The 14,374-nt window shown below is 62.5% G+C and carries 10 protein-coding genes; 2 read left to right on the top strand and 8 right to left on the bottom strand.

The window, feature by feature from the left end:
- Position 1: 1 nt before the first annotated feature.
- From V5F48_RS20070 to V5F48_RS20035, 8 genes are all read right to left on the bottom strand, one after another.
- Positions 2 to 2,299, bottom strand: a complete 2,298-nt coding sequence (locus V5F48_RS20070; protein WP_394025565.1) for a 3-hydroxyacyl-CoA dehydrogenase/enoyl-CoA hydratase family protein — start codon at positions 2,297 to 2,299, stop codon at positions 2 to 4.
- Entirely contained in the window at positions 2,299 to 3,435 is a 1,137-nt protein-coding gene (locus tag V5F48_RS20065) for a thiolase family protein (protein WP_394025567.1), read from the bottom strand. The genes V5F48_RS20070 and V5F48_RS20065 overlap by 1 nt, the downstream gene beginning before the upstream one ends.
- 571 nt (positions 3,436 to 4,006) lie before the next feature.
- Complete coding sequence (locus V5F48_RS20060) at positions 4,007 to 4,675, bottom strand: OmpW/AlkL family protein (protein WP_394025568.1); 669 nt, start codon at positions 4,673 to 4,675, stop codon at positions 4,007 to 4,009.
- 125 nt (positions 4,676 to 4,800) lie between these two features.
- Positions 4,801 to 4,923, bottom strand: coding sequence for a hypothetical protein (locus tag V5F48_RS20055; RefSeq protein WP_394025569.1), 123 nt, complete (start codon positions 4,921 to 4,923; stop codon positions 4,801 to 4,803).
- A gap of 95 nt (positions 4,924 to 5,018) precedes the next feature.
- Positions 5,019 to 6,692: a GMC family oxidoreductase gene (locus V5F48_RS20050; RefSeq protein WP_394025570.1), complete on the bottom strand. Its 1,674-nt coding sequence runs from the start codon at positions 6,690 to 6,692 to the stop codon at positions 5,019 to 5,021.
- A 31-nt stretch (positions 6,693 to 6,723) separates the two neighbouring features.
- On the bottom strand, positions 6,724 to 8,136 hold the full coding sequence (locus V5F48_RS20045; RefSeq protein WP_394260124.1) for an aldehyde dehydrogenase family protein: 1,413 nt from the start codon (positions 8,134 to 8,136) through the stop codon (positions 6,724 to 6,726).
- 44 nt (positions 8,137 to 8,180) lie between these two features.
- Positions 8,181 to 8,735 carry a rubredoxin gene (locus V5F48_RS20040; protein ID WP_394025572.1) on the bottom strand — a complete coding sequence of 185 codons (555 nt, stop codon included), beginning with the start codon at positions 8,733 to 8,735 and terminating at the stop codon, positions 8,181 to 8,183.
- A 185-nt stretch (positions 8,736 to 8,920) separates the two neighbouring features.
- Positions 8,921 to 10,135 (bottom strand): alkane 1-monooxygenase, encoded by a 1,215-nt coding sequence (locus tag V5F48_RS20035; protein WP_394025573.1) that lies wholly within the window; start codon positions 10,133 to 10,135, stop codon positions 8,921 to 8,923.
- Positions 10,136 to 10,342: 207 nt separating this feature from the next.
- Between V5F48_RS20035 and V5F48_RS20030 the strand changes: the two genes are divergently transcribed.
- Positions 10,343 to 12,943, top strand: a complete 2,601-nt coding sequence (locus V5F48_RS20030) for a LuxR C-terminal-related transcriptional regulator (protein ID WP_394025604.1) — start codon at positions 10,343 to 10,345, stop codon at positions 12,941 to 12,943.
- A 30-nt stretch (positions 12,944 to 12,973) separates the two neighbouring features.
- Complete coding sequence (locus V5F48_RS20025; protein WP_394025574.1) at positions 12,974 to 14,203, top strand: NAD(P)/FAD-dependent oxidoreductase; 1,230 nt, start codon at positions 12,974 to 12,976, stop codon at positions 14,201 to 14,203.
- Positions 14,204 to 14,374 lie beyond the last annotated feature (171 nt).

Below are 14,374 nucleotides of genomic sequence, written 5' to 3'. Positions count from 1 at the left end.
ATCAGTTGCGCAGGGGATTGCCGGTGGCGAGCATATGGCGGACCCGCTCCAGCGTCGGCTCTTCGCCGAGCAGAGCGATGAAGGCGGCGCGCTCCAGCGCGGTCACGGTGTCTTCGCCCGCCGGACGGGCGGGGTCGGCATCCGCCCCGCCGGTGAACACGGTGACGAGGGCTTCCCCCACCACCCGGTCATGGGCGGTGAGGCGGCCGGCGACGGCCTCCGTATCCAGCACGTGGCGCAGCGCCGAGGCGCCGGACGGGCCGGACAGGGTGATGACCGCGGGCGCCGGCGGCGCATAGCCCTCGGCGAGCGAGAGCGCCTTCGCCTTTGCATCCGCCAGCAGGCGGTCGCGGTTCATGGTGATGCCGTCCCTGGGTCGCAGATAGCCGAGGCGCCGGGCCTCGAACGCGCTGGACGACACCTTCGCCGGGGCGATGACGCCGAAGGCGGCCAGCGCCGGCGCCACGGGTCCCTTCGCGCTCACATGGCCTTCGGCGAAGCGCAGCAACATTTCCTTGCAGCCGCCCCAGCCCGGCACCACGCCAATGCGCGTCTCCACGAGGCCGATGGAGAGTTCCGCATGAGCCTGGATGGCATCGCAGTGCAGCAGCAGTTCGCAACCGCCGCCGAAGGCCAGCCCCGCCGCTGCGCCCACCACCGGGAACGGGGCGTACTTCACCGCCTTGAACACGCGGTGGCCCTGATCGATGCGCGGGCCGAAGCCCTCCGGGCCGATCTGCTCCACCGCCTCCAGGAACTGGTGGATATCGGCGCCGGCGCTGAATACCGGCCCATCCGTGCCGATGACGAGGCCGCGGAAGTCCCGCGCCACGCGCGCCAGCGTCGCCTCCAGCGCGTCGAGCACCTCCGGGTTGAAGGTGTTCATCTTGGTTCGGATCTCGAAGCAGGCCACGCCCTCACCCAGATCCCACAGCCGCGCGGCGCCGAAGTCCTCCACCGGGGCGGAGGCGAGCTGCACCGCAGCGAGGGTGATGACCCCCGGCGCCTGAGCCACCTTGCGGCGGGTGCTGTCGGGCAGGAGGCACACGCGCGCGCCATCCGCCACGCCGTAGAAGCCGAGGGCAGCGGCGGCCTTCGCCAGATAGTCCGGCACCGGGATGCCGCGCCGCTCCAGCCGCGCCACCAGCCAGTCCGCGCCCAGCTGGTCGATGATCTCGAAGGGCCCCCTGGCCCAGCCGTAGCCGGCGCGCAGGGCGGTATCCACCGCGTCCGGCCCATCGGCGATCTCGGGCGTGACGGCGGCGGCATAGCCCAGCGTCTTCTCCATCACCGCGGCGGCGTAGCGGCCGGCGGCGCCCTCATGCTCCATCAGGGCGCGCGGGTTGCCCTTGGCAGCATCGAGGCTGTCGCTCTTCGCCTCCCGCTGGGGGCGGTAGTCGCCGGTGGCAAGGTCGACCACCTCGCGGGTCTTGCGGTCGGCGGAGAGCTTGACGAAGCCGGCGCCGCTCTTCCGGCCCAGCCGGTTCTGCGCCACCATGCGGGCGAGGAGCCGGGGCTCCACCGGATATTGCTTGAGGGCGTCCGCCTCCGGCAGCGCACCGTGCAGCGAGCGCAGCACCAGCGCCATCAGGTCGATGCCGACGAGGTCCATCAGCCCGAAGATGCCGGTCTTGGGGATGCCGAAGGGCTTGGAGATGGCGGCGTCCGCCACCTCCACGTCGAGGCCTAGGGCGATGGCCTCGTTCACCGCCGCCGCCATCCAGAAATTGCCGATGCGGTTGGCGACGAAACCGGGCGTGTCGCGGCAGATGACGATGGACTTCCCCAGCCGCCGGTCGCCGAAATCGCGGATCGCCTCCAGCAAGTGCGGCCGCGTGGCCGCGCCGGCCACCAACTCCAGCAGCGGCATGGTGCGGGGCGGATTGAAGAAGTGGGTGACGAGGAAGTCCGCCGCAAACGCTTCCGGCAGCCCCGCCACCAGGGCCGCGAGCGGGATGGTGGAGGTGTTCGAACTGACGATGGAGCCCGGCTTGCGCACGGATTCGATGCGGGTATAAAGCCCCTGCTTCACGTCGGGCTGCTCGGCCACCACCTCGATGATCCAGTCGGCATCGGCCAGCAGCAGCATGTCGTCGCCCACCGATCCCGTAGCGATGCGCTCAGCGAAGGCAGGATCCATGAAGCCGCCGGCCTTCAGCTGACGCGCCACGGCGGCGGTGGCGGTGGACGCCTCCACATCCAGCAGCACGACATCGAGGCCGGCATTGGCAAGGTGCGCCGCGATGCCCGAGCCCATGACGCCGGCGCCGATGACGCCGGCCTTGCGGATCTCGCCCATCACGCGGCCTCCAGCACCAGAGCGATGCCCTGTCCGCCGCCGATGCACTGGGTAGCGAGGCCGTAGCGCCCGCCGTCGCGCTTCAAAAGCTGCGCCGCCTTGCCCACGAGGCGCGCGCCGGTGGCGCCCAAAGGATGGCCGAGCGCGATGGCGCCGCCGTCGCGGTTGAGGCGGGCGGGGTCGATATCGAGGTCGCGGCAGCAGGCCAGCACCTGCACGGCGAAGGCCTCGTTCATCTCGATCACGTCGAGGTCGGCGGCGGTGATGCCGGCGCGCTTCAGCGCCTTGCGCGTCGCCTCCACGGGGCCGATGCCCATGATCTCCGGCGCGCAGCCGGAGACCGCATAGCCCGCCACCCTCGCCAACGGGGTCAGGTTGTGCCGGCGCGCATAGTCTTCCGACACCACGAGGGTGGCGGAGGCGCCATCGGTGAGCGGGGAGGAGTTGCCTGCCGTCACCGAGCCACCGGCCTTGAACACCGCCTTCAGCGTGGAAAGCTTGTCCACGGTGGTGCCGCCGCGCACGCCGCCGTCCTTGTCCACCACGCCTGTCGGCGTCGCCACCGGGACGATCTCGGCGGCGAGGCGTCCGTCGGCCTGGGCGGCGGCGGCCTTGTCCTGGCTGGCAGCCGCATAGGCGTCCTGCTCCGCGCGGGTGATGCCATAGCGGGCCATCAGGTTCTCGGCGGTGAGGCCCATATTGAGGAAGGAGGCGCGCAGGGCGTCGTCCCAGTCGGGGTTCGGCATGGGGTTGAAGCCCATCATGGGCACCTTGGTCATGCTCTCCACGCCGCCGGCCACGAAGGCCTCACCCGCACCCATGGCGATGGCGCCCGCCGCCATCTGGATCGCCTGCATGGAGGAGCCGCACCAGCGGTTCACCGTGGAGCCGCCGACGCTCTGCGGCAGCCCGGCGATGACGGAGACGCAGCGGGCGATGTTCAGCCCCTGCTCGCCCTCGGCGAAGGCGCAGCCGAGGATCACGTCTTCCAGCGTCGCGGGGTCGATACCCGAGCGCTGGACCACCGCGGCGACGATGCCGGCGGCGAGATCATCCGGTCGCATGGCGGAGAGGGCGCCTTTGTATGCCGGGGCGAAGGGGCTGCGCGCGTAGTCGGCGATGAAGGCTTCAGCCATGCTCGGTTCATGCTCCATTAGACACAAATTGACGGTTTGGCTTCCGGGATCGGTCACCTGCATCCCACTTTCATCCCGCGACATACTGGCATTACTGGACGGCACACTGCATCGTGCGAGATAATCCATGTCCCAACCTGTCATCCTCGACATCATCAAGGATGGGCTCCATGACCGCCGGAGCGGTCTGTGCACCACCTGCCGAGTACGGCGCCACGCTCGATCGACCATGTGAACCGGGCCTCCATGTCCCGGCCGCGAACAGGTTGTGGCACTCGGGTCGACGCTTGGTCGGCGTCATCTAGGTGGCCTTCACAATTGACGCCTACATCCGCCGCATCGCCGCATCGCCGCATGGCGTGTGAGCAGGACAGTCCGTGCCTGCATCCTCTTCGATGCTTTTGAGCAGACCCTGTACGAGCACCGTCCTGTTTGCTGTGGCGGTCTGATACATCATTCGGATCGCGACATGTCAGCATCCGCACACTAACTGCCCGGCTAAGAGGGTATCGCACCTATCCACTCACCGGACGGCAAGGTACCTTACGCCGCCGATATGCAGGGTCGGCCTTCAGAACCGGTAAGCCACCCCTACGTTCACGAGCACCGGATCTACCTCGACACTGGCGTTCACAGGAGCACCGCCCAGCCAACCACTCACATCCGACTTGAACGGTACATAGCGGACGTCAATATTGGCCAGCCAGTTTTCGTTCAGACGATAGCGGAACCCAGCTTGCAGGGCTGGCGACCATGCATCCTTCAAGTTGAAATTAATGAGCGCCCCGTCTTTTTCGCCGAAGAACACTACTCGTCCCACGCCGACACCAACATAGGGGCTCAACCCGCCAATAGAAAATATATGATACTGGAGTGACAAGATCGCAGGGCCGTATTTCGTTTCACCGACTGGAAGCCCCGCAAGCGATCCTTCCCCCGTGAGTGACGCCGTAGCGGGGATTCCACTATAAAAATTGACCGCGAAAGAAGGGCTAAGGAAGTATGAAACGTCGAAAGTCAGGGTCATGTCATCCGTGATCGCCACGTCCGCGTGCGGCACGGGGACCCCGGCTACGGTGGTTGCGTGGAGTGACTCGCCGGTAAGTACCTTCGTGGCGTTCAGCCCCACCACCCAATCGCCGCCCGAATAGAGCGGCTCGGCGGACGCATAGCTGGCAGCGGTGGCTACGACGATCAGGGCCGCGAGGCCGCTCTTTGCCTTACTGTTGGTGAAGTCCATTCCATCCCCCCTATTTTTATCTTCAACCGTTCCGCCGCGTTGGACGGAGTTCGCGCTGCACCTCAGGCGTCGGACGAATCCGAGAACCCCGGTGACCTCGGCGCTTGGCGCCTTCACTGCCACGATCACAGGGCGTTCTTTGTCCCATCGGTCTCGAACGAGATGATCCGGGTCTCGCCGTGGTAGCGGGCGCCGTGGTCGCTCAGCGAATGGATAGTGAACGGGATCACCATCATCTGACCCTCCATCTCGGTCTCCCCTCTCGTTTTACTGTTCTGTGCAAGGCATTGTGCAACGCCGTGATCGAGCCATCGGACCTCGCCTTCGCTCGCCCCGTTCCATGTCATCCCGCGCATCGCCGGTCGCGGCGCTCTGCGGACCCGTGTTGGCCAGCACCCGGCCGGCTTGCGTCCAGAGCGCGCACTCGCCCGAGAATGATCTCCGCGGCGTTCTCCGCGATCGCTATCGTCGGCGCGTTGGTATTGCCGGCCACGAGGCTCGGCATGATTGACGCATCGACCACCCGAAGTCCGCTGATCCCGCGTACCCTCAACTCGGGATCGACGACCGAACCCTCGTCCGCGCCCATACGGCAGGTGCCCACCGGATGGTATATCGTCTCGGCGTTCTCGCGAATGAAGGCGATGATATCATCGTTGCTTTGCACCGCCTTGCCGGGTTGCACTTCGTACTTGCTGTGTGCGGCCATCGCCGGCGCATCGAGGATGCGGCGTCCGATCTTGAAGGCCGCGATCATGGTCTCGATGTCTGCGGGATTGCTCAGGTAGTTCGGCTGGATCAGGGGATCGTCCATCGGGTCCGGGCTTTTCAGCCCAATATGGCCGCGGCTCTTCGGCAGCAGATCGCAGATGTGAAGCGTGTAGCCATAGCCGAGCGCAATCTGGCGGCCGTGGTCGCGCAGATAGGTCGGAAGGAAGTGGAACTGAACGTTCGGCCGATCGCGGTCGGGCGAAGATTTCACGAAGCCCCCGCTCTCGGCCACGTTCGAGGTGAGGAATCCGCGCCGGAGGAAGAGGTACGAGTAAAGTCCGCCCAGCGCGCGAGGCAAGAAGCTCGGTGCTACGCCGATCGGCTGGCGCGAGTTGGCCGCGTGCATCAGCGTAATGTCCAAGTGATCAGCCATGTTCTTGCCAACATCTGGCAAGTGGTGAGCGACCGGAATCCCTCCTTCTTTCAATTCTCTGGCATCGCCAATACCAGAGAGAAGAAGAAGTTGTGGCGAATTCACTGCACCACCTGACAGGATCACCTCTCCGCCCGAATTCAAGCGAAGTTGACGATACTCCGTCCCTTGGCGCAGAGTCACGCCGGTAGTGGTCTTGTCGTCAAGCACCACACGCGTAACACGTGCGTTGGTCAGAATATCAAGATTCGAGCGGCTCTCGACACCGCGCAGGAATGCCTGCGCTGAACTCCAGCGGCGTCCATTCTTCTGTGTGACCTGGTACAACCCCAAGCCTTCCTGACTCTCACCGTTGAAGTCGCCGTTGTAGGGAATCTGGAGCTCACCCCCGGCCCGAACGAAATCTCGGCTTAACGGGTTGACGGTTTTCAGTTCGCTTACGGAGAGTTCGCCACCTTGACCGTGATGTTCGTCTCCGCTGAAGCGGCGGTTGTCTTCTATCCGCTTGAACAACGTTTTCATGCGATCCCAGCCCCAGACGTCGTTGCCTGCTACGCTGGCCCAATAATCATAATCCGCCCGGTGGCCGCGAATATAAACCATGGCATTTATCGAGGATGAACCGCCGAGAGTTTTGCCGCGAGGCCAGAACAGACACCGGCCGTTCAGATGCTCTTGCGGTTCGGTTTCGAAAGCCCAATTGAGCTTTTTGCTGTTCGCAAGAAGCGCGATGCCCAGCGGCATGTGGATGAGCGAGCTCTTGTCCTTCGGCCCCGCCTCGATCAGGGCGACCCGTTTGGCAGGATCAGCGGACAGGCGGTTGGCCATGACGCAGCCGGCCGAGCCGGCACCAACTATGATATAGTCATACATATGATGAATTCCGGTCATTTGGGGCGCGGCCTCAGCCAAGAACGCGAACGACGGCGTTAACGAGGTGCTGGACGAAGCCGGTATAGGGCGGGAACAGCATGTGAGTGATCGAGTGCCTCTCCTCCATCACCGCTTTCTCGTGAGAGAAGGCCCTGAAGCCGTATTCACCGTGTGCGGCGCCGATGCCCGAGTTGTTAACCCCGCCGAAGGGTAGGTTCGGGTGCAGGAAATGCACTACCGTCATATTTACCCCCACCGCACCCGACGAGGTGCGTGCGATGATCTCCCCGGCGAAGGATTTGCTCTTGTCGAAAATATAGAGGGCTAGCGGCTTGGGATTAGCGTTGATCCGGTCGATCACCTTGTCCAGGTCGACGTATTCGATGATCGGCAAAATCGGTCCGAAGAGTTCCTCGCGGGTGATTTCCATGTCGTCAGATACGTCGGCGATCAGCGTCGGCGCCACGAAGTTCTGGGTAGCGTCGGTCTGCCCGCCCTGCAAGATTCGCGCGCCCTTGGCCCTGGCGTCCTCGATCAACGCGTGTATGCGGCCGAAGTGACGTGCGTTCACGATCCGGCAGTAATCGGGCGTGGCCTTCTGCGCCTCCAGCGTCTTGCCGTAGACGCGGCCGACCTCGGCCTGCACCGCCGCGTTGAACGCCGCCACGACATCGCGGTGCACGAACACATGGTCCGGCGCGATGCAGGTCTGGCCGTTGTTGGCGAACTTGCCCCAGACGATATTGCGCGCGGCCTTCTTGATATTGGCGTTCGGTCCGACGATAGTGGGTGACTTACCACCCAGCTCAAGCGTCACCGAGGCGAGGTTCTTCGCCGCCGCGTCCATTACCACCCTTCCGATCGCGGGGCTGCCGGTGAAGAAGATGTGATCGAAGGGTAGCGATAACAGACGTTGCGCAGTGCCTGCGTCTCCCTCAATCACAGTCACTAGGTCGGGGGTGAAGGCTTCCCGAACAATCTGGGCGATCACGCGCGAGGCGTTCGGCGTCATCTCCGACGGTTTGATGATCACGCTGTTACCCGCTGCGAGGGCCGACACGAGAGGCCCGAGCGAGAGATTCACAGGGTAGTTCCAGGGGGCGATGATGAGGCAGACGCCCTTCGGCTCCGGCCGCACTTGCGCCTTCGTTCCGAACACGCCCAGCGTTGCAGCCACGCGTTTGGGGCGCATCCATTTTTTCAGATGATGCTTGGTGTGACGGATCTCTTGCAGGACCGGGAAGATTTCGGTGAGTTTCACCTCGGCGAGGGGTTTGCGGAAGTCCGCGCCACAGGCTGCAATAATGTCTTTCTCAAAGCGCCTGATCGTTTCACTCAGCCGGTTGAGTTGGGCTATGCGGGCAGCGTGGTCGAAACTTGCCCGCCGCGTGAGTTGAGCGCGCTGTTGCCGCTCGAAAATCGACCTGATTTCATCGTCGCTCATAATATTTGGCGCGATCTTTACGATTTGGTTCATCGTCCCGGCCCTCACTTTTCTTCGTAGAGGACGTAGTCTTCTTTGGTTGCGCCGCAGTCGGGGCAGCACCAGTTGGCCGGGATCTCGTTGAACAGGGTTCCGGGCGCGAAGCCTTCGTGCTCGTCCCCCAGAGCCTCATCATAGATGTGCCCGCATGTGATGCATATCCATTTCCGGTAGGCGGTAGCGACGGACGGGGCCGATTGCGGTGTTCTTTCTTTTCCAACCTGAGCTGGGGCCAACTCTCGTTGAGGGGTAGGGCTCACCTCACGAGTCGCGGGAGAGAGGGGCGGAGGCGCGATACGTTCCAAAACCGCCGTGCTGCCATCCCGAGCGACGGTCGAAGAGGCGACGGCGCTCCGCGCCATTCCCTGCGTCCCGGCATCGGCACAGAGCGGAACGTCATCGATCAGCACGAAGTCAATCTTGTCGCGAACGGCGCAATCGGGACAGGACCAGCTTTCGGGCACCTGCGACCAGGACGTTCCCGGCTTGAATCCTTCATGCGGATGGCCCGCCACCTCATCATAAGTATACCCACAATCCGGGCACTGATATTTGGCCATATCCACTTCCTCCCATGCAGCCAACCCCCTTCCCCCGACCACCCGCGGTGTTTCGGCGAGCTATTTATCCAGCGGGGTGGCGGCCGTTTCCTCCGCGCCGACCTGGGCGCGGCGCATTACTTTTTAATGATTGGTACTGCGAGGCGGCCGCTTAGTAGCAGCCGCCCCGTGATGAGCCGTATCTCTTATTCTGCCGCGACCGGGGCGACAACGGTCGTGGGCACGACCGACCCGAACTTGCGCTCGTAATAGTCGTACATGCCCGGCTGGATCTGGATCTTGCTCAGATCGCCATTGGCCCATGCGACAACGCGGTGATCCATGATGGTGCGGTACCAGCGCGGAAACAGCGCGGCGAAGAACATGCCCGGATAACCTGACGGCAGCGCCGGCAGATCTTTGAAATCGCGCAGCGACTGATAGGCCCGCGTCGGATGCGCGTGGTGGTCGGAATGGCGCTGCAGGTGGAACAGGATCAGGTTCGACATGATATGGTTAGAATTCCACGAATGATGCGGCTTCTGATGCTCGTAACGGCCGTTGGGCAGCTTTTCACGCAACAGGCCGTAATGCTCGATATAGTTGGCGGACGTCAATTGCCACCAGCCATAGCCTATCTGTATCGGCAGGAACATCAGCATGATTGGACCAAAGAACGCCAACAGGGAAGCATACAGCACGACTGTGATGATCATCGGCTGCAGAATCTCGTTATCAAGACTCCATACGCTATTACCACTACGCGCGAGACGCTCTTCTTCCAGCAACCAGGCGCGTTTGAAAGCACCAGGAATCTCGCGGAGCGAGAAGGAATAGATGCTTTCGCCCATGCGCGAGGTCGCCGGATCCATTGGCGTCGCCACGTCGCGGTGGTGTCCCTTGTTGTGCTCAATGAAGAAGTGTCCATATCCCACCACAGCCAGCACCAGCTTGGCCATCCAGCGGTCAAAGGCTTCCTTCTTGTGGCCCAGCTCATGACCGGTGTTGAGTGCTAGGCCGTTCACGATGCCGAGCGACAAGGCCAGAACTATGATTTCCAGCGCATTCATTGAATGTGTGGACACCCACCAAGCACAACCGATTAGCGCGGCATAGTGCATCGGCACGGTCAGGTACGTGAGCACCCGATAATAGCGATCCTTCTCCAGGTCGGACACCGCCGACTCGGGCGGGTTCGAAAAATCCTCGCCAAACATGGCATCCAGCAACGGCACGGCACCGTACCACAAGATCAGAACAGTCGCGTACCAGATGCTCCAACCGGTCACCGAGACCAAATAAAGTCCTATCAACGGGGTTGCCGGCCAAAGGACGGACAGAATCCAGAAATAGCGCTTCTTATCGACATAGGGTTCGGCGGCCAGAATTTGCACGGAAGGCGCCCTATCTATTGCATTCATGTTTCCTCTCCTCCCAAAGCTTTGCGTACAGCGGACACGCTTGGTGTTGGCTGGACGTTCGACATCCGTCCGCCTGTTGATATTCTGACGTTTACGAACCACAGCAACTACACTAACGTGTAGTTTTCAATTCTGCTCGGCGATGCTTTCGTCTGACCAAAAGCGAGCGCTGCAAAAAACGGGCGCTGAAGGGAGGAGAGCGTGACCATGGGTGCCAGCGGAGCGCCGATCGATGGTGTCAATGTGGCTGACCGCATGTCTGCCCGCAGGGCGACCTTGACGAAAGGCCGGCTGCACCGGGACCGACTCGATATTGAAGGCCGTCAGGGGTGCAAGGCGCTGGTGTTTCGCGCTCCGCGGGGTTTTGGCAAGTCCGTGCAGGTGGCGCTCTGCACTGACGCGGCCCTGCAGCGAGGTGAACATTGCATCTATCTAGACCTGTCTTCGCCGAGGGGCCGAGGGCTATCCGAGGCAGAATCTATCGCCGGCGCGATACTTCGCGCACTTGCGCCGACTGTGCGCACGAGCATCGTGGACGAGGCGGATTTGGAAGCGCAAGCGCTTTCTGCGCTGGCAAACAACGTCAATCGGGTCACGATCTGCCTTGATGACGTCGGCGGCGAGGGTCCGTGCGGACATCTGCTGGAGGCGCTCGTGTTGGAAACTCCAGCGACACTGCGCCTCGTCATCGCGGCGCGCGAAACAACGAATTTGACCGCGCTGTTACTTCTACCCGGTGTTGAAACGGTGGGGCCGGCCGAGCTTGCATTTGATCGCGCCGAAGCTGGGCGCTTCACTGGGGGCGATGCTGCGGCGGCCGAGGCCATGCTCTCCTCGACCGGAGGCTGGCCCGCGCTTTGCGCGTTCATGCAAATGGCTGCCCCCGCGAACATCCTCCCCGAGAGCTTGCCCGAAACGCGTGCCTTCTTTGAAGGCGAAATACTCGAGCCTCTTAAAACGCCGCTGCGGGAATTCTTGTTGAACGCCAGCATGCTCGAAGCGATCACTCCGGCGTCCTACGATTATGTATTCAAGACGCGGGACGCGGCGCGCGCGATGATCCTGCTGAGCGGTGAGCTTGGCCTCCTAATGCCGGGCGACGAGTCGCGCTATGAGCTCAATCCCGCTCTGCGTCGCTACCTCCGCGCCCGCTTCACTGCCGAGAAGGCTGATCGGCGTTCCTCCATTCTCAAGCGGGTGGCGCTCTGGCATTGGCGCCGCGGGGAGTCTCGCGACGCGATCACCGCGGCGCTCCGGGCGCATGATCATCGATGGGTGCAGAGCCTCAGCGAGGACTTCGTCCTCGATCTAGCCTTACGCCAGGGTGAGATCGAGGCATTGTGCAAGTGGATTGCCGACATGCCGCGATCCATTCTCCTTAAGACGCGAGCGCTAGCTCTTGGTTACGCTTGGGCGCTTTATTTCAGGCAGCGCGCGCAGGCGGCGGACGACGTCTTGATGGCGCTGGATCGGAAAGAGACCTCGCACGCCGCCGATTCGCGAGAGGCTACCAGCCACAGGACACTCGTCCGCGCCATCGGCAAAGCCACGCACGACGAGATGATCTTAAGCGAACAACTCTGCAGGGACTGGCTTCATGATTGTGGCGCCGGCAATGCCATTGGAAAGGCTGCCGCACTGACCTGCTTGGCGTTCATTGCGGCAAGCGACAGACGCTTCGGTTCGCTCAACTCGCTGATCCAGTCCGCAGTTTCGGCCAGTAGGTTGGTGCGCCACCGGTATGCGTTCGGGTGGATCGCTGCGACCCGCATTCAGGCGGAATTGCTCCGCGGCGACGTGCTCGCGGCGCGCAAGGCGCTCATCGAGGCGCGGGAAAGCACTGACGTCGCCGCCGACCGAACACCGTTCACTCACGGGATGCTGGAGGCCTTTGCGCTCCAAATCGACACCGAGGACATGTCGGTGGATCCGGGCGACGAACGACTGCAGGAGATGCTCGCTTTGGTGATGGATTTCGGCGTAACCGATATTGCGTGGGGCACGGTTCGATGTTGTGCCGAGACCCTCATCCAGACCAATAACAGGGAGCGGGCGTTCTCACTGATCGCAGAGTGCCGCGTTCTCGCGCACGAGCGCGGACTGGGGCGCCTTGTCGTGTTGGCGGAGCTTGGCGCCGCAGGTTTCGCGCTCGCGTCCAATGTTGAAGACATCAACGATGCTCTACTACTAGAGCCAGCCGACCTATCTTTCTTGCCCAACCAAAACCGCGCCATTCAGGCTGAAATTGAGCTTCTGAGAGCAATAAGCTGTCTTCGAGAAGAGAAGGCGGGTCTTGCAGATCATCATGCGCGTAAAGCGCTTGGTGCCTTCACGGCAGTCGCTGACCGGCGCGGACAGATACGCGCGCAGTACGTCCTCGCGGCTGCGCTGCACCTCCTGCAGGACGAGATGTTGGCCTGCCGACACATCGCCAACGCCGATCTGCTTGCGCACCAGCTTGGCTGTCTCAGAACGCTCCGGAACACTCGCGCCTTGCTCCTTGCGATCTGTCCCCCGGCCGCGAAATCTTTGAACAAAGTCAGCTCTCTAAATCCTGCTTCGAGCACGGCCGCCAAGCCGCAGCCTTTGGCTGCCCTCCGATCAGATGGCACGTCGGTTCGCTTGACCAGCAAGCAATTAGGTATTCTGCAATACGCGACCCAAGGGTTAACCAACAGGGAAATTGCCGAGCGCTTATATGTGACTGAAGACGCGGTGAAATGGCATTTCCGTAAGATTTTCCATCTGCTGTCTGTGACCAGCCGAACCCAGGCCGTTGCCGACGCGCACGAGCGCGGCATTCTCTGAAGCACCATGAAATCGAGGTACACTGAGATCATGAATCAAATTGTCATCATCGGTGCTGGGACCGCCGGCGCGAATGCCGCCGCGGCCCTTCGGATGGCCGGGTTTTCGGGGAAGATCGCCTTGATCGGGCAAGAAGCGGTTTTTCCTTACCAGCGTCCGCCACTGTCGAAATCCTGGTTGACCGCTCCGGAGCAGCCGGAACCGACGCTAATCCGTCCGGCTAGCTTCTACGCCGAACGCGAAATCGAGCTGACGCGCGCGCGCAAGGCCGTCGGCATCGATCGGGAGGAATGCCAGGTGCGGTTCGGCGATGGCGCCCTGATACGTTATGATGCCCTAATCCTCGCCACGGGTGCCGCACCGCGGCAGCTCGATCTGCCCGGCGGTACGCTCCACGGTATCCACTACCTGCGTGATCTGGGTAATGCTGTTGAACTGCGTCGGGCTTTATACCACCCCGACTGCCGTTCCGTGACGATCATAGGGGCGGGGGTCATAGGGCTTGAGGTTGCCTCGGCTGCGATCGACATGGGAAAAGTGGTCACAGTCATTGAAGCTGCCGCGCGTCCCATGGCCCGCGTTGTATCGCCCGCAACCACAAACTTCATCACCGGACGGCTGCGGAAGTATGGAATTACCTTCCTCTTCAACCGTAAGGTCGAGAGATTCGATGCCCATGGCGACCGCGTCGCCGCTGTATCGCTGCGTGATGGCGTTAGGATCCCATCAGATCTGGTTCTGGTCGGGATCGGTGCCACTCCCAATGTCGAATTAGCGCGGGAAGCGCGCCTGGATTGCGCGGACGGCATCTGCGTGGATCAGGACATGCGATCCTCTGATCCGAGAATATTTGCGATCGGGGACTGCGCGTGCGGGGAAAACCCGTTTGCACGCGGAAGGGTCCGGATCGAGACTGTCCACAACGCCGTAACTCAGGCCCAGACCGTCGCCGCGATTCTATGCGATCGGCCGCGGCCGGCACCAGTGCCGCCGCGCTTCTGGTCAGATTTGAAGGCCATGAAGGTGCAAGTTTCGGGGATCGCCGACAGCTACGACCGCGTACGCTGCGACAGCTCCAATGCCCCTGAAACGCTAGAAGTGAGGCTGATGGAAGGTAGCCAACTCTTGGCAGTGGAGACTGTGAACTTGCCCAACCACCGGAACTTCATGTCAAAGGCGGTCGAGCCGCAGGCGGAGCAGGCTGTTGAGGATATCGGCTCTCGGACGGCTTTGAGGATGACGTCGTCCCCGTCGTGGTGATCTTTCAGCTCCATCAGGGGTCAAACCTGCTGCACAAAAACGGCACGCGATCGCTTGGGCTGTTCGGCGCAACCACCCAACGGGCGGTGCTCGGAGCTCTGGCACGACCACTCGTGCACGAGGCACGAGCGTGAACAACCTGATCTCGTTTCTCATGCTCAACAGGCAGAA

The sequence above is a fragment of the Xanthobacter autotrophicus ATCC 700552 genome (assembly GCF_043194565.1).
Classification (GTDB): domain Bacteria; phylum Pseudomonadota; class Alphaproteobacteria; order Rhizobiales; family Xanthobacteraceae; genus Xanthobacter; species Xanthobacter autotrophicus_F.
Note: the sequence above shows the minus strand (reverse complement) of the source record. Positions and strands in the feature narration are given on the sequence as shown.